At 60.0% G+C, this 22,132-nt stretch carries 23 protein-coding genes; 4 read left to right on the top strand and 19 right to left on the bottom strand.

What is annotated here, in order from left to right; translation table 11 throughout:
* Positions 1-110: 110 nt before the first annotated feature.
* The 8 genes from GZH47_RS23255 to GZH47_RS23220 form a co-directional block, all read right to left on the bottom strand.
* On the bottom strand, positions 111-893 hold the full coding sequence (locus tag GZH47_RS23255; RefSeq protein ID WP_162643415.1) for a glycosyltransferase: 783 nt from the start codon (positions 891-893) through the stop codon (positions 111-113).
* Between the two features lie 34 nt (positions 894-927).
* Entirely contained in the window at positions 928-1,950 is a 1,023-nt protein-coding gene (locus GZH47_RS23250; RefSeq protein ID WP_162643414.1) for an NAD-dependent epimerase/dehydratase family protein, read from the bottom strand.
* Complete coding sequence (locus GZH47_RS23245; protein ID WP_162643413.1) at positions 1,947-2,780, bottom strand: dTDP-4-dehydrorhamnose reductase family protein; 834 nt, start codon at positions 2,778-2,780, stop codon at positions 1,947-1,949. Before GZH47_RS23245 ends, GZH47_RS23250 begins: the two co-directional genes overlap by 4 nt.
* A complete protein-coding gene (locus GZH47_RS23240) occupies positions 2,777-3,760 on the bottom strand; it encodes a polysaccharide biosynthesis protein (protein WP_162643412.1) in 984 nt (327 codons plus the stop codon). Before GZH47_RS23240 ends, GZH47_RS23245 begins: the two co-directional genes overlap by 4 nt.
* Positions 3,750-4,847 carry a non-hydrolyzing UDP-N-acetylglucosamine 2-epimerase gene (gene wecB, locus GZH47_RS23235; RefSeq protein WP_162643411.1) on the bottom strand — a complete coding sequence of 366 codons (1,098 nt, stop codon included), beginning with the start codon at positions 4,845-4,847 and terminating at the stop codon, positions 3,750-3,752. Before wecB ends, GZH47_RS23240 begins: the two co-directional genes overlap by 11 nt.
* A 50-nt stretch (positions 4,848-4,897) precedes the next feature.
* Complete coding sequence (locus GZH47_RS23230) at positions 4,898-6,430, bottom strand: glycosyltransferase family 4 protein (RefSeq protein ID WP_162643410.1); 1,533 nt, start codon at positions 6,428-6,430, stop codon at positions 4,898-4,900.
* 186 nt (positions 6,431-6,616) lie between these two features.
* Positions 6,617-7,744, bottom strand: coding sequence for a CgeB family protein (locus GZH47_RS23225; RefSeq protein WP_162643409.1), 1,128 nt, complete (start codon positions 7,742-7,744; stop codon positions 6,617-6,619).
* A 50-nt stretch (positions 7,745-7,794) separates the two neighbouring features.
* Positions 7,795-8,886 carry a CgeB family protein gene (locus GZH47_RS23220; protein ID WP_225446172.1) on the bottom strand — a complete coding sequence of 364 codons (1,092 nt, stop codon included), beginning with the start codon at positions 8,884-8,886 and terminating at the stop codon, positions 7,795-7,797.
* Positions 8,887-9,141: 255 nt separating this feature from the next.
* Between GZH47_RS23220 and GZH47_RS23215 the strand changes: the two genes are divergently transcribed.
* From GZH47_RS23215 to GZH47_RS23205, 3 genes are all read left to right on the top strand, one after another.
* Entirely contained in the window at positions 9,142-9,354 is a 213-nt protein-coding gene (locus GZH47_RS23215; protein ID WP_404823711.1) for a cold-shock protein, read from the top strand.
* A 641-nt stretch (positions 9,355-9,995) separates the two neighbouring features.
* Positions 9,996-10,520 carry a P-loop NTPase family protein gene (locus GZH47_RS23210; RefSeq protein WP_162643406.1) on the top strand — a complete coding sequence of 175 codons (525 nt, stop codon included), beginning with the start codon at positions 9,996-9,998 and terminating at the stop codon, positions 10,518-10,520.
* A 219-nt stretch (positions 10,521-10,739) separates the two neighbouring features.
* Positions 10,740-11,747 (top strand): phosphotransferase enzyme family protein, encoded by a 1,008-nt coding sequence (locus GZH47_RS23205; protein WP_162643405.1) that lies wholly within the window; start codon positions 10,740-10,742, stop codon positions 11,745-11,747.
* Positions 11,748-12,016: 269 nt separating this feature from the next.
* On the opposite strand, the gene GZH47_RS23200 is transcribed toward GZH47_RS23205, so the two are convergent.
* The 10 genes from GZH47_RS23200 to GZH47_RS34530 form a co-directional block, all read right to left on the bottom strand.
* Entirely contained in the window at positions 12,017-12,289 is a 273-nt protein-coding gene (locus tag GZH47_RS23200; protein WP_162643404.1) for a hypothetical protein, read from the bottom strand.
* On the bottom strand, positions 12,261-12,605 hold the full coding sequence (locus GZH47_RS23195; protein ID WP_162643403.1) for a hypothetical protein: 345 nt from the start codon (positions 12,603-12,605) through the stop codon (positions 12,261-12,263). The genes GZH47_RS23200 and GZH47_RS23195 overlap by 29 nt, the downstream gene beginning before the upstream one ends.
* A complete protein-coding gene (locus tag GZH47_RS23190; RefSeq protein ID WP_162643402.1) occupies positions 12,605-12,943 on the bottom strand; it encodes an alpha-helical endospore appendage domain-containing protein in 339 nt (112 codons plus the stop codon). Before GZH47_RS23190 ends, GZH47_RS23195 begins: the two co-directional genes overlap by 1 nt.
* A 25-nt stretch (positions 12,944-12,968) precedes the next feature.
* Positions 12,969-13,256 (bottom strand): nucleoside-diphosphate sugar epimerase, encoded by a 288-nt coding sequence (locus GZH47_RS23185; RefSeq protein WP_162643401.1) that lies wholly within the window; start codon positions 13,254-13,256, stop codon positions 12,969-12,971.
* 192 nt (positions 13,257-13,448) lie between these two features.
* Positions 13,449-14,783, bottom strand: coding sequence for a glycosyltransferase family 2 protein (locus tag GZH47_RS23180; RefSeq protein ID WP_162643400.1), 1,335 nt, complete (start codon positions 14,781-14,783; stop codon positions 13,449-13,451).
* Between the two features lie 42 nt (positions 14,784-14,825).
* On the bottom strand, positions 14,826-16,034 hold the full coding sequence (locus GZH47_RS23175) for a GT-D fold domain-containing protein (protein ID WP_225446171.1): 1,209 nt from the start codon (positions 16,032-16,034) through the stop codon (positions 14,826-14,828).
* Positions 16,031-16,753: a sugar phosphate nucleotidyltransferase gene (locus tag GZH47_RS23170; protein WP_162643399.1), complete on the bottom strand. Its 723-nt coding sequence runs from the start codon at positions 16,751-16,753 to the stop codon at positions 16,031-16,033. Before GZH47_RS23170 ends, GZH47_RS23175 begins: the two co-directional genes overlap by 4 nt.
* A 27-nt stretch (positions 16,754-16,780) precedes the next feature.
* On the bottom strand, positions 16,781-17,530 hold the full coding sequence (locus tag GZH47_RS23165; protein WP_162643398.1) for a glycosyltransferase family 2 protein: 750 nt from the start codon (positions 17,528-17,530) through the stop codon (positions 16,781-16,783).
* Complete coding sequence (locus GZH47_RS23160) at positions 17,527-18,684, bottom strand: glycosyltransferase family 2 protein (RefSeq protein WP_162643397.1); 1,158 nt, start codon at positions 18,682-18,684, stop codon at positions 17,527-17,529. The genes GZH47_RS23165 and GZH47_RS23160 overlap by 4 nt, the downstream gene beginning before the upstream one ends.
* Positions 18,685-18,688: 4 nt before the next feature.
* Entirely contained in the window at positions 18,689-19,870 is a 1,182-nt protein-coding gene (locus tag GZH47_RS34530; protein ID WP_318653379.1) for a glycosyltransferase family 2 protein, read from the bottom strand.
* Positions 19,871-20,096: 226 nt separating this feature from the next.
* On the opposite strand from GZH47_RS34530, the gene GZH47_RS23150 reads away from it, so the two are divergent.
* A complete protein-coding gene (locus GZH47_RS23150) occupies positions 20,097-20,570 on the top strand; it encodes a DL-endopeptidase inhibitor IseA family protein (protein ID WP_162643396.1) in 474 nt (157 codons plus the stop codon).
* Positions 20,571-20,774: 204 nt separating this feature from the next.
* On the opposite strand, the gene GZH47_RS23145 is transcribed toward GZH47_RS23150, so the two are convergent.
* Entirely contained in the window at positions 20,775-22,019 is a 1,245-nt protein-coding gene (locus GZH47_RS23145; protein ID WP_162643395.1) for a stalk domain-containing protein, read from the bottom strand.
* Between the last annotated feature and the right edge of the window lie 113 nt (positions 22,020-22,132).

The following is a 22,132-nucleotide window of genomic DNA, read 5'->3' as shown; positions in this document are numbered from 1 at the left end:
CGCTTATACCTTGTTTCGCTTACAATTGTTTACTTTCCGAGCAAGCTCACATGGCCCCCGCAACGACACAAAGACCAGGTATCGCATAATCGCGGTGCCTGGTCTTTGCATTAGCGGCGCTTGACGGAACCTTGCTTCTTCACGATCTCCCTTGCCCGCGGAACGAGCCCGAGCTGCCTTAAGTAAAGCTTCCAGCGCGCTTCGTATTTGGCGAAAGTACCTTTGACCTCTAGCTCGATCGCCTCTTTGTGCTTCACGGTCCCCATTTCTTCGTGCCTGCGGTAGGCGCACAACGGCTCCGGCAAGAGCAGGAACGGCGTTCCCGACAACAGTACCCGGAACCAATAATCCAAATCATGCGTGTACCGCATCGTTTCGCTGAACGGTCCAATGAGACGAAACAGCTCCTTCGTCATGACGACCGTCGAGCCGTTCACGGGGTTGCTCTGCTGAAAGGCGCGGTAGAAATCGCCGGAGGCGATGTCCGGGGGAATGATGTCGAAGGCCGTCATTTTGCCGCGCCCGTCGATCACGTCAAACCCGGTATGGCTGATCAGCGAGCCCGTTCGCTCCATCGCTTCGACCTGGCGTTTGATTTTGTCCGGGTAGAAGCGGTCGTCGGAGCTGAGCCAAGCGACGTACTTGCCGCTCGCCAAGCGGAAACCGCTGTTCAGCGCGCTTGCCGTGCCGCCGTTCGACTGGCCGATGTAATGGATGCGGTCCTCGTACCGGCCGAGCAGGTCTTGATGCGCGTTCGAGCCGTCGTCGACGACGATGATCTCGTAATCGCGGTACGTCTGCGCGAGCACGCTCTCGATCGCCTCCGTCACGTAGGGGTCGTTATAGAACGGAATGACGATCGAGACGAACGGTTTGGATGAAGCGAATGCCATGCTAATCCCCTCCTGCCTCCAGCTCGTAGTAGGTTTAAACGGACAGCCTTGCGGCTGCAAGCGCATCGTCCAGCGACCGCTTCAGCGAATAGCTCGGCGACCAGCCAAGCGCGGCGATCGCGCCGATATCCGCGGGCGCCGGCGAAGCGGCGTCGGAATCGCCGAACTCCCAGCGCAGCGGCTGCAGCGCGACCTCGCCGAACGCGCCGGCGATCTCCCCCAGCGTACGCATGATGCCGGACGCCACGGGATAGACGCGGCCGCTCTCGCCGGCCTGGAACAGCATCTCGTACGCGGCAATCGCATCGCGAACGTCAAGCAGATCCCGCTGCTCGCTCCGCGAGGAGAACCGGAACGGCGCAGGAGCAGCGTCGCCTGCTGCTGCCGCGCGTTCCGAGACCGCCGCGTAGCGCGCGAGCAAGCCGCACAATCCGCCCGATCGGCCGGGGCCGATCAGATTCGACGGCTCCGCGACGATGACTTCCATGCCGAACAGCGACGACCAGCTCTGCGCGACGAGCACCTGCATCGTCTTGCTCAAGCTGTACGGATGCTGCGGCCGGGGACCGTCCGCAGGCCGCGCCGCGCCTGCGCCGGCCGTTCCGGCAGCGGACGCCTCGGCGCCGCCGGCTGCCGGCGACTTCCCGGCCTCCCCGGACCCGGCAAGCGGGAAGCGCAGCATAGATCCCGCGACCAGCACCCTGCACGGTTTACCCAGCCGCCGGATCCCTTCCAGCAAATGAACCGTACCCATCACATTGCTTTGCAGCACCGATGCGGGGTCGCTCCACGACGCGCCGACGGCGTTGGCGCCCGCCAGATGGAGCACGTAATCCGGCGCCGCTCGTTCCGCCAGCGCTTCCGTCTCGCTTCGCGAGGACAGATCGCAGGCCAGGACGGCATCGACGCCGCCGAGCCATGCCCATTCCGCCGCGGCCGCAGCGGGAAGCCGGCGAACCGCTGCAATCACCTGCCAGCCGAGCGAAGCGAAATGCCGGCAAGCGTGCTCGCCGCAGAACCCTCCGGCGCCCGTAACAAGCAGGCGCGGCCGGCTCATGCCCGATTCATCCACTGCGCCAGCTCGTCGAGCATCGGAATGTATCCCGTCGTCCGGTAGTTCCAATCGCGCCGCGTCGAAACCAGCGTACGGTCGATCTCGATCGCATCGTCGGGCACGATCCGCACGCCTTCCGCTTCGAACGCCGCCTGGAACAAGAGCAGCAGCGTATACTTGTTCACCGATTCGCTCGCCGTCAGATGAACAAGGCCGCCGATCTGCGGATTCGCGATGGCGAACGCGGCTGCCTTGGCCAGCTCCACCGTCGTCACGCCGTTCCAGAGCACGTTCGTATACCCTTTGACCGTGCCTTGCTGCGCGAGAAACCATTTCAGCAGACCGATGCCGTTCGTCCGGATTTCCGGTCCGATGATCGAGGTGCGGATCGTCAAATGCCGGCCGTAGTTCATTTCGCCGAGCGCCTTGGAACGCGCATAGACCGACGTTCCGTCCGGTTGGTCGAGCTCCGTGTACGCGCCGCGATCGCCGCTGAACACGCAATCCGAGCTGATATGGATGACCCGCGCGCCGATCGTATCCGCCGCGTGCCGCAGCCAGTGCGGCAGGAAGCCGTTGACCATGTACGCGGCGAGCGGATGCGTCTCGGCGTCCTGATTCAGGACGCCGGCCGCATTGATAATCACGTCCGGCTCTACCGTGCGAACGAGCGCCGCAACCGCGTCCGCATCCGCCGCATCGAGCGGCAGGCTTCCTTCCCCGTCCGCACGGCGCGTCGTGTAGACGACCTCATGCTCAGGCGCGTTTTCCCGAAAATATCGGATCAGCACATGTCCTGCCATGCCGTTGCCTCCGATAACGAGAATCTTCATGACAGGAACCCGCCTCTCACGAGCATGGAACGGATTTCTTCCTTCGACATAATCGATTCGCTGGAGGAGTAGCTGTCGAAATCGACCTTCGGATGCGAGCTGTAATGCTGGCGAAGGCCTGGAATATCGATCGTCGGCAGGATGACGAGGTATTCGTCGTCATAGGCCACCGTCGTCGTGCTTTCGTGTTCCGTCAGCAGGATCTCGTGGATTTTCTCGCCCGGACGGGTACCGGTTTCCACCATCTCCGCGTCAATGCCCATATCCTCCATCAATACCGCCGCCAGGTCGACAATTCGGCAGGTCGGCATCGTCATGACGAAGATTTCCCCGCCGATGCTCTCCGCGGACGCCTTGAACAACAACGAGATCGCATCCTGCAGCGTCAAGAAGAAACGGGTCATTTTCATATCGGTGATGCGCACTTGATTCTTGTTCTTGATTTGGTTCATGAACAAATGCACGACGCTGCCGTTCGTGCCGAGCACGTTGCCGCCGCGCACGCAGACGAAGTTCGTGTTGGAATTGAGCAGGTTCGCGTACACGATCAGCTTCTCGCCGATCGCTTTGGTCATGCCGTAGAAGTTGGACGGGTTCGCCGCTTTATCCGTCGAGATGTAGATCACGCGTTTTACGCCGTTCGAGATGGCCGCTTCGATGACGTTTTGCGTGCCGATGACATTCGTTTTGAGCGCTTCGTAAGGCTGATCCTCACATACGGGCACATGCTTCAAAGCCGCCAAATGAAAGACATAATCCACCCTCTCGCAGGCGCGCATCAGCGCTTCCTTATCCCGGATGTCCCCGATGCAGAAACTGAGGCGCGGATCCTCGAACGAACGGCTCATCGCCACCTGGCTGGATTCGTTGCGGGAGAACACAATGATCTGTTTGGGCTGCTGAGGCAGCAGCTGCCGGATCAATTCGTAGCCCCAGGACCCTGTACCCCCGGTGACCAGTATGCGCTGATTAGTAAACATTCCATTTCCCTCCAAGCACAAATTTAACCACTTTATCCGATACGTCTCCGGCCAGATAACCTTCCGGACAATCCCACTTCGCAGGCAGCGCGGTCATGACCGCCGCCGCTTCCTCGATCCGCACCGCGTTCAGCCCGCAGACGACGTTGCTTCCGCAATCGATCGTCTCCGGCCGTTCCGTCGTCTGCCGGATCGTTACCGTCGGTACGCCGAAGAGGCAGCATTCCTCCTGGACCGTTCCGCTGTCCGTGATGGCCAGCAGCGCATGCTGCTCCAGCCGCACGAAGTCGAAGAATCCCATCGGCTCGTAAAACTCCACCCGTTCATCCATGTCGACCTGGACCGAACCGCCGTCGATACGCGAACGCGTCCGCGGATGAACGCTGCAGATGACGCGCTTGCCGAAGCGCCGCGCCACGCGGTTCAGCCCTTCGAGAATGCCGGTCAGACGCTCCGGCACATCCACGTTCTCCGCGCGGTGCGCCGTGACGAGCACGTAACCGCCGGCCTCGAGGCCGAACCGTTCCAGCACGCCGCTGGCCTCGATCTGCGGCTTGTAATGCGAGATCACCTCGTGGATCGGGTTGCCGGTCTGCACGATCCGGTTGCTCGGGAAGCCTTCCCGCAGCAGATTGCCCTTGCTGTACGATGTATACGGCATGTTGATCGTCGAGACCGCGTCGATGATCCGGCGGTTCTTCTCTTCCGGAACCGACAAATCATAGCAGCGGTTGCCGGCCTCCATATGCACGACCGGGATGCCCATCCGCTCGGCGATGATCGCGCACAGCGCGCTGTTCGTATCGCCGAGCAGCAGCACCACGTCCGGCTTGTGCGCCGTCAGCACGCGCTCCGTTTCCGCGAACATGACGGACAGCTGGCCGCCGAGCGTCTGCTTCGCGTCCGTCAGAAGCACATCCGGCTGCCGCAGGCCCAGCTCCCGGAAGAACACATCCGATAAGGAAGGAGAAAAGTTTTGACCCGTATGCACGAGCACATGCTTGTCGGCCAGCGCATCCAGCTTCTGAATGATCAGACTTAAGCGAATAATCTCAGGGCGCGTGCCCAATATCGTTACTACGCGCATGAATCGTCCCCCCTTCTAATTGAACGGCGTTCCTATGAGCTGCATTGCCGCTACGCCGCTTTCCGGCGGCGCTTCTTCCTGCCGACGGAAGCTCTTCCTCTGCCCGCTCCCGTCCGCCTGCGCTTCCCTGTGCCGCCGCGCCGAAGTCCGCGGCGGCGCTTGCTGCCTCTGCGCAGCCGCGATCGTCTGCGGCGCGCCGGCCGCGGCTCGGGCCCCGCCGTCCCGATCGGCTCGCCGACCGGCCATGCGGCCAGGAAGGCATCCGGCACGACGCTGATATCCTCCGGCCGGTAACCGACGCCAGTCAGGGCCTCCATCGTCCGGAACGGCCGCAGCACGCCCCGATCCAGCAAGTAAATCGCCGGCCCGCTGCCTTTGAACACTTTCGCACGCCGATGGCCCTGCGACTTCAACGTCTCCGCGAACTTGCGCAGCCGGTCCCGGTAGACGGCGATGCCGAAGGCCGCCTGCGCCTGCCTCAAGTTCCGGATGCCAACTGCCTGCAGCGCAGCTTCGTCGCCGAGCAGCGACGAAACGCGGGCGGTCAGCCCCACGATGTCGCCTGTCGGCACCACGCAGCCTTCGTTGCCGGTGGCCCGACCGATTTCGGCAAGACCTCCGGAGCCGTACACGACCGTCGCTTTGCCGAACGCCATGCCTTCCAGCGCCGTCATGCCGAACCCTTCCGCCGTCAGGCTCGGCACGACGAGGAGATCCATCGCCGGGTAGACCGTCGCCACCTGCTCTTCGAACCGGAGCCAGCGAAACCGCTCCAGCAATCCGGCTTGGCGCGCAATATCGAGGCAGCGCTCGAAGTACGTCTCGTCGACGGGATTGCCGACGATCAAGAATCTCGCCTTCGGATGAAGATGCGCCAAGCCGACCGCCATTTGCATGAAATGTTCCAACCCTTTGGCTTCGAAGATCGACGATGAGATGTAACCGACCAGACGCTCATGATCCAGAATGCCGAGCTGCCTGCGCCTGTTCGCCCGATGCTGCAGCCAGTGCTCCGGCTGCAGCTCGTTCTGGTCCCACGAAGGCGGAATGAGCAGCGTCTTCGGAATCATGCCAGGCGTGCGCAGAGGCGCGAGCGTCGCCTCCGAAATGCCGACGACATAGTCGGCGTACTGTTCGAACACCGAGGCCGCCGACGCTTGGTACGGCGTGTCTCGAAGTGCTTCCATCACCGACCAGACGACGGGAATGCCGAGCGCGCGGCCCGCGATGGCGGGAAGCGGGTGGACGCAAGTGTTCACCAGCATGCAGCTCGGCTGTTCGCGGCTCAGCAGCATGAACAATTCAGACCATGACGGCCCTTGCTGCTTCTCAGAAATCTCGTCATGCATATGCGGGAGCGCCAAGTAGAGCGGCACGACCAGCGGAATATCCTGCACGATGACGGGAATGCCCAGCTTCCGGGCATTCACAGCAATGACGCCTTCGCACGGAACGACCAGCGTGCAGGCGAAGAACGGGAGCAGCTCGCGGACCATGAACAACAACAGCTTCTCGGCACCGGTGACGTATTGCGGACTGCAAATATGCGAGAAGATCAGCATTTTCGGCTTGGTATGCTTCAATCGGCTGCCTCGCTCGTTAGCGGCAAAGCACGAGCAGGCGCTCACCTCCGTCCCTTATCGCTCTACTCTTTAATCCTAGTTTTAATATAGTATTTGAAAGGCCGTTGACGCGGCACGACATTTGAACCGCCAGCAAACGCACAAAATGCGGTCCAGCCCGGCCGTACAGCAATCCCGGACAGGCAATCATCCCGGAAACAGCAGTCCAAGCAGGCACTCGATCCGTTTCCCGTACGTATGCTCCCGCATCGTCCTCAGCATGCCGCGCATCGCGATCGTCTGCCGTTCCTCTTCGTGGTTCAGGTAATAGTGGATTTTCTCTATCATTTCTTGCGGGGAAGCATAGGTGACAATGTCATAGCCGGGCGTGTAAAAGGAAGCCAGGTCCTCCCGGAAATCCGTCAGCTGAAGCGTTGCGCAGCCGGCGATTTCGAAGGTGCGGGGGTTGGGCGAAACCGCGGGAATGCCGGCGGTGTTGTTGTTGAACGTATCGTCGTTATGGGAACGATGCATATTGATGACGATTTTGGCGCCGTTGTACATATTGGCGGTTTCCATCGGGCCCATCCAGCGGCCGAGCTCGATTTTGCCCGACAGCAGATGGTACCGCTTAAGCCGCTCCCACCAGATGCCGGAAATATGCGTGTCTTTGGTGGCCAGGAACGACGTCACCTGATCGAAGAACTCTACCCGCTTCCAATAGGCGGAACCGATGAAACAAATCTCGTGGCGCTGCGAGCGCTCCGGGTTGCGGGGCCGGAACGACGCGGGATCCGCGCCAAGGGGCAAATAGTGCACGTTCGGACACCCAAGCCCGCGGTAATACTCGACGCAGACCAGCTCCAGCGTGAAGATGACGTCGTAATGCGGTGCCAGCTTGGAGGTAATGTCCGTATAATACGGATCATCCGTGAACCAGATGGCCGTGCGGATGCCCGCTTCCCGCATGCGGTCGACCTGAGCGACGTCGAATTCCAGGCCGTCAAGCACGAGGACGATGTCCGGCCGAATCCGCAAGGCGAGCTCGGCGACGGGCTGCTTCGTGTCCGTGATCGTCAACTGCCCGACCTGGCCGCGGAATGCATCGGCGATGGCGATATCGAGCGGCGAGTAAGGAAAGCCCTTCCCCGTCGCGACGAACAGCACATGCACCTGCTTCATGGGCGATGGCGGTACCGCGATCCCTTGAAGAGCGGCTTCGCAGCGTCCGAACCAATGCCCATGCTCCCAGCCCATCCGGAAGCCTGCGGCGTGTCCCCGGTTCGTTCTTGGTTTGCGTACGGCTCTGCCGCGCCTTGCCCGCATTTTTCTCATGGCCTTTCTCCTCCCTTCGGTCGGCTTCAGCAGCCGCATGCGCGCGCGCGTCACCATCCCAGCACCTCCGCGATCTGCTGCAGCCGGTGTACGTACGTATGCTCGGCCAGCGTGCGTTTAAGTCCCCGCAGCGCGATGCTCCTTCGTTCGTTCTCGTGTCCCAAGTAATACTCGAGTTTGGCCTTCAGCTCGGCCGCGTCGGCATACGTTTCGATATCCGATCCCGGCGTGTAATATTGCGTCAGATCCTCGCGGCAGTCCGTCAGCTGAAGCGTGCCGCAAGCCGAAATTTCGTACGTCCGCGGGTTGATCGAGCGCCCCGGCAAATTCAGCACGTTCTTGTTGTCCTTGCCCACTTCGGTCGTCCGGTGCAAATTAATGACGATGCGCGCGCCGTTGTAATAGTTGATGGAATCGTCGACGGGCAGCCAGCCTTGCCGGACGAAGCGCTGCAACGTTTTGAAATTTTTCATGCGTTCCCATAGTCCGCCTGCGATGAACACCTTGCGCGTATTCAGAAACGGCGCGAGCGCATCGAACATCTCCACCCGGTTCCAGAACGCCTGGCCGATGAAACAGACGTCGCTGCGGTAGCGTTCCTCGACCTTCTTCGGTTTGAATCGGTTGTGATCGACGGCCAGCGGCATATAGATCACGTTCGCGCAGCCCCGTTCCCGGTACATCTGAATCGTGCTCAGCTCGTGCGTCAGTACAACGTCGTAGCGCGGCGCGATGTACATCGTATCCGCCGTGACATAAGGGTCGTCGGCAAACCAAATAGCCGTCCGTATCCCGAGTGAACGAACGGCATCGACCTGTTCCAGATGATTCGCCGGAAAAACATGAAGCCCGTTCAACACCAGCACCCAGTCCGGCCGAATGAGCGCAGCCTGTTCCGCCATCCGCGCGGCATCCGCGACATAGACCTCGCGGACAATCAGCCGCAGCGCTTCGATGACGCCCTGGTCGATGCCCTCGAAGCCCTGCGGAATATACAGCACGCAGCAGTCTCTCTTCGTCGGTGCCGCCGGCTGCATAAGCCGGTACAAATATTCGCAGGCGCCGTCCCGCAAACCATTCTCATAACCTGACGCGAATCCCGCCGCTGCCGCCTTGGCGTTCCGTTGTTCCTTTGTCTGCACAGTCGCCACCCCTGGGATTATCATTCTTCTGTCACCATATATATGCGAATGACAGGCAAGGCTCTTGGTCACTTGTCCGCGCGGGAATTAAAATTGGCTGATGACCCCCAAGGCGAACGTACATGGCAGCGGACAACGCCCATATTCGGAAATTATTAAAATGAACGCGGAAAACCACCCGTGATTTCAAAAAAGTAGTATAATTCTGGGAGTGCGATCACATATTATAAGAGGTTAAAGTGAGCGAAGGAGGGCTTGATCATTCATTTCTCTAAGAAACAAGTGGAACCCATTCCCGAAGAAGAGACCCCTATCTGGACATGCACGAACGAAAGCTGCTCCTGCTGGATGAGAAACGACTTCTCGTTCGGAGAGTTTCCGAGCTGTCCGATCTGTCATTCCAGCATGACGAGCGACATCAAAAGCCTGCCGGTCTTAACGAACGGCACCAAACGGGGCTTTCAATAAGACAGGCTATTCGCTGACCATGCAAAAAGGCTTTCCCTATCCGTCGATCGCGGCGGTGAGGGAAAGCCTTTTTTTTGGGGGGCAGAGGTTGGTTACGTTGGCCGCGGCGGTGCGGGAGTTGGTCGCGTTCGGTGGGACACGCTGGCTGGCCCGGGAGCGGCATGGAAGTCGATCGCGTTGGCCGAGGCGGCGCGTTGGCAGGCCCGTTGTCGGGGCGGCTGCTCAAAATGCTGTCACCTCAGCAGATTCTCGACTGATTCTTCCCGCTGATTGACCGAATTCGAGCCATGTACTGCACCCAGTACACTACATCGCGGACATTCGGCCAATTTCGAGCCATGTACTGCACCCAGTACACTACATCGCGGACAATCGGCCGAATTCAGGCCATGTACTGCACCCAGTACATTACATCGCGGACTATCGGCCGAATTCGAGCCATGTACTGCCCGTACTGCCCGCTGACCACACCAAAAGTTCTCATCCCGGCAGCTTTTCAGCCCATCCTGCCAGCAAACCTGCCAGTCCCACGGCTAGTCGCTTTTCTTTCCGCTACCAAATTACTGGCGCAACTTTTCCCTCTCCGATCTCATTCCAAAAAGGTTCTCGGCACCCGCTCGCGAATAATACCGGATAGAGAGGTGATTGCGATCAAAATCCATATTATAGGCGGATCGGGCAGCGGCAAGTCCTATATCGCTGCATTACTCAGCCAGAAGCTCCATATCACGCACTACGATTTGGACGATATTTTCTGGGATCATCGTTCGAATGAATACGGCGTGCAAGCGCCCGAGGACGAGCGTAACCGGCAGCTCGGCGAAATCATCAGTCTCGACGCGTGGATCACCGAAGGCGTATACAGATCGTGGGTAGAGCCGATTTTTGCCGCCGCGGATAAAATCGTCGTGCTGATGACGCCCCTGCCCGTGCAAGAAGAGCGAATATGGAAGCGGTACGAAGAACGCATAGCCGGCGCTGTGCCGAGCAAGAAACGCGAGAAGCTCGAGGGCATTCACAACCTGCTGGCGTGGAATAAAAGCTATAATCTGACCAAGCTGCCTCATCTCATCCGCAACTGGGCATACACAGACAAAATGATCACGGTCAGCGATAACCTGGACATTCTTGAGCTCCTTCCCGCTTCCTCCTCCTACGGTGAATGAGACGTCGACGAGCGAAGCTCGAAGCGAGCCGATTGACACCCGCCTAATATCTGGATAAGATTTCACTGTATTTACTCACTAGCAGGAAAGAGGCTCACGTATTTCACCAGGCCCGAATGTCATTAAGTTGAGGAACTAGAACGCAGTTTATTTTCGATCCTGCACGGCAGGGTTTATTTGCGTTGTTTACATCAACCTATGAAACGGAGGCCTTTTCTCATGTCCAAATTCGCAGTCTCGAATGAAGCGTTAGAACATGCATGTCGCCTTTACGGCACGAACGCCAGCGTAACCACGTTCATCGGCGGACTGCAAAATCTCGTCTATGCCTACGCGCAGGATGGACAAGACCTTATACTGCGTCTGACGCCAAGCGCCAACCGGACCGAGCTTCTCGTCCTGAGCGAGCTGGACTGGATCCGCTACCTTGCGGGCAAGGGGATTTCGGTTTCACAACCGATCCGCTCTAAGAACGGTCAATGGACGGAACAGATTCATTCGGCTCATGGCGATTACATTTGCGCAGCTTTCGAGCGGGCTGCGGGAAGAAGAGTGGATTATCCAGAGTGTCTGGAAGACGTCGCCCTGTATGAACGGCTCGGCCGGCTGACAGGGAAGCTGCACGCGCTATCGAGTACCTATCAGCCCGTCATGCCAACGATCCATAGACATGATTGGGAACAAAATTGGTTTCTGCAGCATATCGATCTCCTGCCGGAAACGCAAACCGGCGTTCGCGACAGCTATTTCGAATTGCTCGAATCGATTCGCGGATTACCGAAAACCGATGAAGCCTATGGCCTCATTCACGGTGATATCAACGTGGGGAATTTCATGGTCGATGATCAAGGTGAAGTGACGCTTTTTGACTTTGACGAAGCCCAGTACAGCTGGTTCGTAGAGGACATCGCGGTCCAATTGTATTATTTGGTCTATGTCTACGGCGGAGACGATGGATTGGAGCTGCGGGAAGAACAAGCCAGCCGGTTCATGGAACAGTTCATGAAGGGCTATCAACTTGAACATGCCTTGGACGAATATTGGGTTCGGCAGCTGCCATTATTTCTGCGGCTGAGAGAAATCATCGTATACATCGGTTCCTTTCGAAACTGGGACGGCGACGAAACCTTCAGCGGTTCGAACAATCCATGGTTTATCGATTGGATTGCGGAAAGCAGGTCCAGGATCGAGAACCGACAGCCCATCGTGAATATCTGGGATCGATAAACGAGGAGAAGCTTGCGGTGTCGAACGCTTGGAAATAGGGGTGAATACGCCTGCCGACTGCCGCTTGCCGACTGCCGTTTGCCGCTTGCGGCTTGCGGTTTGTCGCTTGCGGCTTGTCCAACGATTCCAGTCACGCGCAGCCTATCGTGATACCGCGCAAACTTACTCACGCCGTTTATATAACGCCTACTATGTCGTACAATTCATTCCGCCTCCAACGCGAAGAGCGGCCGGAGCATGCCCCTGCCATGCTCCGGCCGCTCTTCGTGCTAGCCGTTCTGCTGTTCGTACGCGATCTGGTGGCCATCCTCGAAGCCTTTGGCAAAGCCGAGGTTGTAGCCCTGATTATAGGCAGCGTCGAAAGCCTTGTTGTAGCCGGCGTTGCTTTGCGGCTGGCGTTTCCGCTGCTTCCTGCGCGGCGAGGCTTTGCTGCCGCGGGAGGACTTGGTCCGTTTGCCCTGCTGCCGCGGCTTCGCGCTGCTTCTGCGTTTCGACCCCGCCGATTTGCGCCTCTTAGAAATGCTTACGGCTGCTGCGACCACTTCGGTTTCCTCCTTTGCGCTCTGGCGGCTTATTGCTGCCGCCCGTCGTTGCTTGCAGGTTCAGCCACGGCTTGGAGGCCGGCTTCCCTGCTCTTCGCTGCGCCGGATGGCGCTCCATCGCGCGCACCATCTCGGAGAGCGTCTGCTGCATAGCTGCGAGCGACTTCATATTGCGCTGAATGGACATAGCCATGCCGGGGTCGTTCCGAGCCATGTCTCCCACACTCTCCAGAATCCGGGCGACTGCCGTCTGGCTGCGGGAAAGCGCGCCGATCAGCGCGATGCGTGCTTCGCGCTCCAGCCGTTTCCGGTCCACTATTCTTTCTCCCCCAAGTCGAAGGAGCCGCCGAGCATGCCTTCAAATCCGCCTCCCGAATCGTTCTCGTGATGATTCAGGGCGGCTTTCAGCACATTCGTCAAACCCATGTTGAGCTTCGTCAGCCCGTCAATGACTTCGACCATTTGATCATGTACGCTCAGCGTCGCCTTCAAGTGATCCTGCTGATCGGCGAATGCGTCCGGCGTCACGTGATTGATCATCCACGACCGCACCTTCTCGGCCTCCAGCGCCTTCGCCTCCAAAATCATCGCCACGTTCAGCTGCAGCTTGGCGGAGGCGTCCAGCATTTTGACATATGCCGTTTCCCGACTCATGAAATGATGCTCCCTTCCACCGCGCTTACTCTTCGTCCTCGACCGCAAATTCCTTCATGACCGTCGATATGGTCACCGCAAGCGATTCCTGCAGCTCGGCAATGCTGTTCAAATAAGCGACGACGCTGCCCGTCACCGCCTTGGAATTGTCCATCAATTCATCAAAGCCTCCGAAACCGGGATGCTGATCCGGAAGCGAATGAACGAGCTGTGCCATTCTGACGGCGACATGGCGCTTACCTTCCAGGATGCGCGACAGCTGTTCATGGGAATGGGACATATGCTCGATCATTTCCGTCACGATCTGCTGCATGACGCCGTCCTCCTTAATCTTCTTCCTGCCCGATGATGACGCGGCCGCTCAATAGAACCCCCATACGGCATTCATCACGGGATCGGTTACTACCAGCATATGCGCGGCATCTGCCGCGCGGTACTGCAGAACCGCCCCGGAGCGTGAATCGGCGGGACCATTCGCAGCCGCGCCGGTCGCTGTACTTATCAGCTATAAATGCTCTGCCACCCGAACCGGCGCAATGACAGGCAAGCCTTCGCCAAGCTGTCCAAGCTGCTCCGGGGATAAGGCGGCTTGGCGCAGCGACAGGCTCCAGGCTTCCGCCGCCTTGGCGCTCGGCACGCGGCGGCGAAGTCCGTTCTCCGCCATGTACATCACGCCGTCCGCCTCCCAGATTTGCGGCTGATCGTACCAGGACGCTTCGACCTCCGCCGCGGAGACCGGCTCGCCTGCCGGCCAGCGGCGCACGTCGATTTGCGAGAGCCGTACGACTGGGACGACTGCCTCGCCGACAATCGGCCTGCGCATGCCCCCTTCGATCCAATACCGCGTCTCCGTTACGCCGCGGACGACGACGCCTTGCGGGAAGAAGGATGACTCGCCTTGCGGCGGCCTGCCCGCGCCCGAGTTTCGCACCGCGTGAATCAGATCATGGGGATTGCCCCATTTGTCCATATAGACATGCTCGTTGCGATCGTTCACTTCATGGAACTTGCTGCCGAGCGCCTTCATGCTCACGCTCCCGAAATGATGGATGAACGTATCGCGCGCGATGATCAGGGCATAGCCCTGCAGCCTGACCCGAATGTTGAAATCGTCATCCTCGAAGTTGCCGATTTCGAAGCCTTCGTCCAAGTATCCCGTCTGCTCCCACAGCTCGCGCCGAAACAACAGGCAGAAGCCCGTCAACCGGTCGGTCCGCTGCCATTTGGCCGGATCGCTGGCATTGAATCTTCGGGCGAACGGCAGTATGCCGTTCTCTTCCGTGTAGGGCACCTCGATGCGCTGATCTCCGCTGATATAGTTCGTTACGGGGCCGACCATGCCGATATTCGGATCGCTGTTCAAGCAGGCCAGCAAATTGTCCAGCCAATGCGGCGTGACGATCGTATCGTTGTTGAGCAGCAGCAGCTTGTTGCCCTTGGCCATCATGAGACCGACGTTGGTCGCGCCGGCAAAGCCGCGGTTCCGGTCCAGCACCCGATAGCGCACGACGCCGCCGACCGATTGCAGGTATTCGGCCGATCCGTCCGTCGACGCATTGTCGACGACGATGATTTCGTACGGCGAGGGCGTGTGATCATGAATGCTTTCGATGCACTTCTGTAAGTAATCGCGCTGATTGAAGCTCGGAATGATGATGCTCGTGCCGTCGAAATACGTGCCGAAGCTTTCCGTCCCCGCACGGACGCCTTCCTGGTACCCCGCAGCCAAGCCGACCGTATAGGTGTTGCCGGATTTCTTCGGCCGACCGTGACGATTGTGGCGGCGGCGCGAGCGCAGCGGTACCTGGCGTCTGCGCCGGGAACGCGTTTGCTTTTTCATAAATCTTGCCCCCTCCTTCTGCTTACCGGCTCCCGAAGGCGGTTACAGCGCATATTTCCCTCTCACGATACCGTCGGCCATATGGCCGAAATCGAGCGCGGTCTTGCCCAGCTCACGCGCAATCCGGGTGCAGAGAATAACAGCGGCGATGCCTGCGGACACAAGCGCCAGATTGAACTCGCTTCCCCTGATCTCGTTCATCACCCGTTCTACGTCATCCACGCCTCTGACCGGACTGATCACGCCGGATACATGAAAACCGCGCTGGCTAAGCACATGAGCAAGCGCCGGCGCCACGTTGCCGATGATCAGCAGCTGCTTGCCCGACAGCAGCGTGTTCAGCAAGCCTGCCTGATGCAGGCTGTAATTAACGGCCGAGGTCGTCAGCCGCATGCCGGCCGGTGCCAAATGATGGCTGCGCAGCACGGGATGCAGCAAAGGTTGAAAATGTTTCCGCCGCGACAGCGGCACGCCGACGATATGAGCCTGCCGGACGGATTCCGCCAGCTGGTCTCTCGCGTTCAAGTCGGGCGGCCTGACCCCGGCGTAGGGCAGGAAGCCGCCTTCGCGCTGAATGGTCGCCGCATCGTAAACGCCTTCCTGGGCAAGCGTCAGCAGCTCGCCGTCCCCCAGCCGAACGACGGAGCAAGGACGCTGCTCGGCGATCGCCGCCTCCATTTCCGCAAAAACCTGATGCACATCCAGCAGCGGCTGACACAGATGCCGGATATGCTCCGCTCCCATTGCGATCACTTCCCGCAAGGTGACTTCGGGCAGCAGCATGTTGACCGGCATCGCCTGTTCCAGCAGCAGCTCGCCGCCTTCGTACAGACCGAGCTCATAGCCCGCCGTATAGGCGTTCTCCTGATAGTTGTCTCTCGGGGGCATGCCGTCCTGCTGGTCGTGGTCCGTCGGCAGCAGCGCCGAAACGGCTTGATCGCCCGGCCGCTTTCTCCATCTCCGGGGGCGGCCGCGGCGCTTAGCTCCTGTTCCTTTCCGGGCCCTTGTCCGTTTCGCGCCTTCGGCACGCTGCTTTTTGGATTTGGGCGCGTTCCCAGGCAAGCGGGGTCCCGCGGCTGCCGCTCCTGAGCCGGAGCCGGCCGTGCTGCGCTTGACCGCGGTTTTCGCCCCGCTCCCGGCTTCGGTCCGAACGGCCGGCCGCGATACGGCGGCTGCCGGTTTAGCAGCCGGCTTAACCGGATTAGCCGGAGCAGCTTTGGCAGTAATCGTCGTCATCTTCAAGGGGGTCATGGGAGATCACCCATCAGTTTCCGGCTTGCTTCCAGCAAGGATCCGAACGTCCCGGCATCCGTCCACCAGCCGCTGAGATGCCGATATGCCAGCTTGCCTTTGGCCGCATAGCCATTGTTGACGTCCGTAATTTCCAGCTCGCCGCGCTGCGAAGGAGACAACGCGCCGATGAGATCGAAGACCGTGCCGTCGTACATGTAGATGCCCGTGACGCAGCTGTCCGTTTGCGGCGCCGACGGCTTCTCGTCGATGTGGACGATATGCCCGTCAACGTCAAACACCGGCACGCCGTAACGTTCCGGATCGGGCACCTGCTTCAGCAAGACCATCGCGCCGTCCGGCTGCGCGCGAAAAGCGTCCAGATGAGGCTTAAGCGGTTCCTCGAACAAATTGTCGCCCAGCAGCACGATAAATTTGTCGTCGCCGCCGATGAACGGCTGCGCCAGCTCCAGCGCCTGCGCAATGCCGCCCGCTTCTTCCTGAATCCGGTAAGTAAGCGATACTCCATAATCTTTGCCGCTGCCGAGAAACGAAGCGAAATCGCCAAGCGCGTCCGGTCCCGTGACCAGCAAAATATCTGAAATGCCCGCGGCCTGCAGACTGATCAGGCCATAGCTGATCATCGGCATCCTTCCAACCGGCAGCAGATGCTTGTTCAGCAGTTTCGTCAGAGGCCGAAGCCGCGTTCCCGTCCCGCCGGCCAAGATAACAGCTTTCAAATGAATGACCTCCTAAACGGTTACTGGTTACATGAAATTCGCAGGATCGACCTGCCATTTTGCAATGAAGAGCGCCCGGTTGCGTTCTACGAGCTGCGAAACTTCTTGAGCGCCGTTCCGTTTGAAGCTCACGCTGCCCTGGTGATGAACGAAGACGTTCCTGCACATCAGCAGGCTGAAGCCGTGCATGCGCGCGCGGAAGCAATAATCGTCGTCCTCGTAATGGCCGGGCGAGAACCGCTCATCCAGCTCCCCGATCCGCTCGTACAGCGTGCGGGGAAACAGCATGCAGAACCCGACCAGCCGCAAGATCGGCTCATGCGCCCGCGCATCGCGAACGAATACATCCGCCGCGATGCGGTGAAAATCATCCATCGTCTCGAAGGGATGATCCACCTGCTGCCTGCCGCTCGCATAGTTGGTTACAGGCCCGACGATGCCCGCGTCCGCGCTGCCGTCAAGCGCCTGCCGCAAGCCGTGCAGCCAGCCGTACGACACGGTGACGTCATTGTTCAGCAGCAGGAAGTAATCGCCGTTCGCCGCTCGCATCCCTTTGTTGCATGCCGTCGGAAACCCGGTGTTGCGCGCGACCGAGACGCAGGTCACGCCTTCCCGGACGCACCATGCGGCGGTGCCGTCCCCCGAGCCGTTATCGACGACGATGATTTCGAACGGGGTCTGCACGGGATCCGTGTACAGCCGAACGGCAGCGACCGCATTTTGCAAGAGCTGCAGCCCGTTATACGTCGGAATAATAATGCTCGTCATGCCGCTCATCGGACGCCTCCTCCTGCTTCAAGCCTGCGCCGGACCCCGTCGGGCAGCGACAGTCTGGCGCCCTTCTCGCGCATCGCGGCCCGCAGTGCTTCGATATGGTCGCCTGCCGACAGCTTCAACCCCGCTTCGGAGAACGCTCCGCCGCCGGCTCCCCAAACGACGGATTTCAGCGAAGAGACGGGACTGCAGCAAATGCGCAGCTTCTGTTCCAATGCCGCCCGATGCGCCATCGGGGGCACGGCGAGCGCCGGCAGCCCGACGCGTTCCATCGCCGAGCGCGTCCAGACATGCGGCAGCACGGCGGCGGAATTGGCGCTCAGCTCCGGTCTGCCCAGCGACCAGTTCATGAATGCCCGGATCCGCGCCGCTTCGTCCCAGCGGCGGAACGCGCCCAGCTGTCCGCTTACGTCGGCCAGCACTAGGTCGTGCCCGGCATGCGCCTCCGCCAGCATCGCCGCGAGCTGCTCTGCCGCGACCGGAATGTTCCCGTCGGCGAACAGCACGAGCTCGGCTGTCGTCATCCGCGCGCCGACCGACCGGCCCACATCCGTGCCCAGCCTTGCCGGGGTATGGTAGACGCTGATCTCCGGCATGGCTCTGAATCGGGCAAAGCTCTCTTCGCCAGCCCCCTCCAGCACGACGATTATGTCCTCGAACGGCAGCCGGAGCAGCTGCCGGACCGCCTCGGTCCCTGTCCCCGGACCTGCCAGCACGACGGCGGCGGCGGTCCTCGTCAACGCGACGGGCACCCACATGCCGCCGGGCTGGCGCAGACCCGCGGCGAATCCGTCCGCATACGCTTGACCGCGTTTCAGCGGATTCCCGGCGCGGGATTCTCTCCCTCCCCGCAAGGAGCGCTGCGTCCAATGCTCGTTCATGCGCAGTTTGGCTTGCCGGCCGTCAAGCGCAGCTCCGCTTCGAAGCAGCGCGGCGCCTTCCGCGAAGCCGGCCATATAGGCGGTTTTCAGCGCTCCCGCTAATCCGCCTCCGCCCGTTTGATCCGGCACGGCGGCTTTCTTCGGCATAGGACTTCCTTTGCCGCCGTTTCTGCTGCCGCTGCCGGCGCTAGCGCCCTTGCTTGCGCGGGTGCCGCTTCCGCCGCCGCTCCGGGTGCTTCTGCTCCTGATGTTGCCGGACCTTCTCGACGAATGCATGTCATCACCTCGCAAATTCGCGTTTTCGCTCCGCGTCTCCGTATCCGCCGCGCTCGTCGCTATGCCGAGCCAGCCAGTCGATCGCCTCCAAATGGTCGCCCACGATCAGCAGCTCCAGCGGATTCGTTCGTTCGCGCTTCTTTCGCAGCAAGTTGAGCTTGCCGACATTAATATGTTTGACCGCCCCCACCTTGCAGCCAAGCCGGACCGCCCTCGCCTGCGCAAGCGGCGGAACGGCGAGCGCTTCCGCGCCGATCATCTCCAGCGCCCGCCGGCTGACGGCATGCGGCACGGCGGTCATCGAGGTGCCCTTCAGGTCGCTCCGGCCCAGCAGCGCGTTAAGCGCATGCTTGGCAAGCACGACGCTGTGAACGGCATGCTTATCCGTCGGGCCGGAATAGTCGTTCAGGGCGACATCCGTTTCTCCCTGAAGAATGGACGTCACGAACGGCCGCAGCTGCGCAGCCGGAATAACCATGTCGCCGTCAATGAACAGCAGCGCTTTGCCTTTCGCGGCGTTCGCCCCGACACCGCGGCCGACGTCGTGGCCAAGCGGTTCGTCGTAGGCAATGACCCGCGCGCCGCTGCTTCTGGCAATGGCCGCGGAGCCGTCCTTGGAGCCGTTCGCGACGACGATCACCTCCGTGCTCGGGTGAACGCGTTTCGCTTCCCGAATAACCCGGCCGATCGTCCGGCGCTCGTTCATGACCGGAATGATGACGGAGACGAGCGGCTCTCCGTGCGCCGTTTCCATTGCCGGCAGCTGCGCCTTCGGCGCTTCCTGCCAAGGCTCTTGGCGCATCGGCGGCAAGGCAAAGCCCGCGGGAGCCAGCGCTTCGGCTTTCGCCGCGGCAGCCTTCGTCTTCCTGCGATGAAGCGGCTGAACAGCCTGCTGATACCGCATGGGCATCGTCTTGGCAGCTGTCTTACGCTTCATCGGCCTTTGGCTGCTCGCGATTGCCGGTCCGTCCGCGGCCGGCATGCCCGGTTTGGCTGCGTACCGGCTGTTCGCGGCTGCAATCTTCGTCGCACGAGCCCCCGGACGCCGCTTCGGCTTGCTGCGGGAGCGTACGGCTTTCTTGGCTGCCGTTGCTGGCATATTCGCTGTCTTCGCTAACGCAGGGACGGAGGCGCGCATACGCATGACGCCTGCGCGAATTGAAAGACCGGGGGTCCGTTTAGTCATGATCAGCAAACCATCCTTATGCCGGGCTGTCTGGGAGCCAAAAGGCTGCGGCATCCTTCTCACCTGCCCTAAATCTTCTTGTTACCAGTTAGTGTATGGACGAATGAGAGTAAGAGGAACGGCTGATGTACGTCAAGGCGGTCGCCTTGCCTGACGTTCCACCCATGCTCGTCAACACAATCTATCAATCCTCATATGCTATTGCGATAAGGAGGTGATTGCATTCATGAATGAAAATCCCGCCATAAGCCAAGCGCTTCGCTCCTTCTTGAATCAAGCGGAAGTCGCATGGTTCCGCGTCTACGATTCCGGCTTCGGCCGCAAAAGAATTTACACCCGCGGAAACGAATACAGCCAGCTGCCGCTCCGTTACAGCACAAAAGCTAAAATATACAGCTATTTCCGCAAATACTGGGGTGTCTCTTTCAGTAAAACGCTGATGTGCAGCATGCAGCCGCTTGTGTACAACGGGCGCGTCTATGTGGTCGTCGGCGACCCCGGCCCCGTTGCGTTCGTCGTAAAATCGGCGCGCGTCGTCAGCTCCACATGCTGCCGCTTGCGAGTAAGAGCCGTGCTCTCCGGCGATCCCGACGGCAATGTCGTCGTCTACTACACGCTCGCGCGGACAGCGAACGGCAGTTATCGCATTATTGGCCGTACGCGTCTCAAATACGATTACCGTTTTACGTGCATGCGTTAGGAAGACCCGGTATGGCATCTATCGCTCGTTTTATTTTGCATCCGGCAGCGTCTCCTCTCGGATGGGATAAGCCCTCCCGGATGGCGCCGACGCTCCGGCGAAGCTTCAAGCCCGTTAAACGCCATGAACGCAAAATCACCCTGCCTCTCGGCAGGGTGATTCATGCTGCATGCATAGCCATGCATAACCAGGCAATGCATGGCGCTATTGTAATGTCAGCGAATAGTTGCTCAAGCCGGTTCCGATCACGTCGGCGTGCGTGAAGTAGAACGTATCGCCTTCTCTGCGGACGAAATCGAGTCCATCCCCGTCGTAATCGAAATCCATGCTGTATTTCCTCTGTTCTTCTACCCGCTTTTGCTCATCCGCGGGAAGCAGCCGTTTGTAGAGCAGCGCGGCCGTCTTCTTCTTCAAATCGACGAGCGCAAGCATCTGCGCATCATAGAGTTGAACGATCAGCGCGTCGTCGGCCGCATAGAGGACCGTCATCGCTTCCTTCGAATCGAGCATTTTAGCGATGTCCGCCTTTTGGGTTACCGTGCCATCCGGCTTGGCAAGCAGCACGCTGCCGCCGTCGACGAGCACGATCCCGCCCGAGTAACGGGAGAGACTGTCCACGTTTCGGCTGCCGTAATAGGACGCTTGGCTTTCCAGTACCAGCTTGTCCTGATGCACAATGAACTTGAACACGTTCGTCCCCAGGCCTGGCTCGCCGTAAATATCCTTCAACGTGACGCCGACGTTATGCGCATCCAGCCGCTCGGACTCCAGGTAGCCGTAGCCTTCCAGCTTCGCGTGAGTCGTTCCTGCCAGAATCGGAGGCGCTCCCCTCTTCGAAGCGTATAAGCGATGCGTAAGTGGATCCAGCCAAAACAAATCCGGTTCATCGGAATCCGCGCTCACGACGTAATGTTCGCCGTACGTGATGCTTACCGTGGCTTGTGCCGGGTCATACCGCAATCCGGCATGCAGGAGCAGGGCTGCCTCGCGCAGCGATACATACATGCGGTTACGCTGCAGGATCAGTGCTTCATGATCCAGTTGGAGCGTCTTCCCGTTGATGACCGCTGATCGGCTACCCGGCCGGAACGCCGCGAAAACGCCCGGATAAGCGAACGTGACCCGCGAGCCGTCCCGTGCCTGCACCAAACTGACTTCGCGAAACAGTTCCCGGAGATCCTGAATCCAAATGTAGACGCGGCCATTTATCGCTTGGATCGGCAGCTTCTGCTCGGTCATCCATTCCCGGCTGCCGTCTATTCGCTTCACTTGAATCGGCTTCGTGGCGGCGTGAGCAGCCGTGCTTGCGTACGCGGCATACGGCGCCGAGGCATTGGCGGTCGGTGCGGCGGCTTCCGCGATGCCTTGAATGAGCAGGGCGGCAAGCAGCAGACGGCATACGATGCCGGCTTGTCTCTTTACATTGCGTAGGGTAAGCTTCTTCTCCATGCGATTCCAACTCCTTATGTAAGCTAGACGCAGGAAACGGATCGATAGTTACAGCGTTTTCCAAGTCGTCGGACGTCATGGAAAAGTAAAAAAACCTCCTTCCCCGCGTTGAC

Origin of the sequence: Paenibacillus rhizovicinus (assembly GCF_010365285.1) — a bacterium.
Taxonomy (GTDB): domain Bacteria; phylum Bacillota; class Bacilli; order Paenibacillales; family Paenibacillaceae; genus Paenibacillus_Z; species Paenibacillus_Z rhizovicinus.
This window is presented reverse-complemented; position numbering and strand designations above follow the sequence as displayed.

Excerpts from the sequence above, each read along its gene's own strand:
- GZH47_RS23255 (WP_162643415.1), bottom strand. The coding sequence starts at position 893 with ATGGCATTCGCTTCATCCAAACCGTTCGTCTCGATCGTCATTCCGTTC.
- GZH47_RS23250 (WP_162643414.1), bottom strand. The coding sequence starts at position 1,950 with ATGAGCCGGCCGCGCCTGCTTGTTACGGGCGCCGGAGGGTTCTGCGGC.
- GZH47_RS23225 (WP_162643409.1), bottom strand. The coding sequence starts at position 7,744 with ATGAGAAAAATGCGGGCAAGGCGCGGCAGAGCCGTACGCAAACCAAGA.
- GZH47_RS23160 (WP_162643397.1), bottom strand. The coding sequence starts at position 18,684 with ATGCATTCGTCGAGAAGGTCCGGCAACATCAGGAGCAGAAGCACCCGG.
- GZH47_RS23145 (WP_162643395.1), bottom strand. The coding sequence starts at position 22,019 with ATGGAGAAGAAGCTTACCCTACGCAATGTAAAGAGACAAGCCGGCATC.
- GZH47_RS23175 (WP_225446171.1), bottom strand. The coding sequence starts at position 16,034 with ATGACCCCCTTGAAGATGACGACGATTACTGCCAAAGCTGCTCCGGCT.
- GZH47_RS23205 (WP_162643405.1), top strand. The coding sequence starts at position 10,740 with ATGTCCAAATTCGCAGTCTCGAATGAAGCGTTAGAACATGCATGTCGC.
- GZH47_RS23165 (WP_162643398.1), bottom strand. The coding sequence starts at position 17,530 with ATGAGCGGCATGACGAGCATTATTATTCCGACGTATAACGGGCTGCAG.
- GZH47_RS23240 (WP_162643412.1), bottom strand. The coding sequence starts at position 3,760 with ATGTTTACTAATCAGCGCATACTGGTCACCGGGGGTACAGGGTCCTGG.
- GZH47_RS23150 (WP_162643396.1), top strand. The coding sequence starts at position 20,097 with ATGAATGAAAATCCCGCCATAAGCCAAGCGCTTCGCTCCTTCTTGAAT.
- GZH47_RS23245 (WP_162643413.1), bottom strand. The coding sequence starts at position 2,780 with ATGAAGATTCTCGTTATCGGAGGCAACGGCATGGCAGGACATGTGCTG.
- GZH47_RS23190 (WP_162643402.1), bottom strand. The coding sequence starts at position 12,943 with ATGAGTCGGGAAACGGCATATGTCAAAATGCTGGACGCCTCCGCCAAG.
- GZH47_RS23185 (WP_162643401.1), bottom strand. The coding sequence starts at position 13,256 with ATGCAGCAGATCGTGACGGAAATGATCGAGCATATGTCCCATTCCCAT.
- wecB (WP_162643411.1), bottom strand. The coding sequence starts at position 4,847 with ATGCGCGTAGTAACGATATTGGGCACGCGCCCTGAGATTATTCGCTTA.
- GZH47_RS34530 (WP_318653379.1), bottom strand. The coding sequence starts at position 19,870 with ATGACTAAACGGACCCCCGGTCTTTCAATTCGCGCAGGCGTCATGCGT.
- GZH47_RS23180 (WP_162643400.1), bottom strand. The coding sequence starts at position 14,783 with ATGAAAAAGCAAACGCGTTCCCGGCGCAGACGCCAGGTACCGCTGCGC.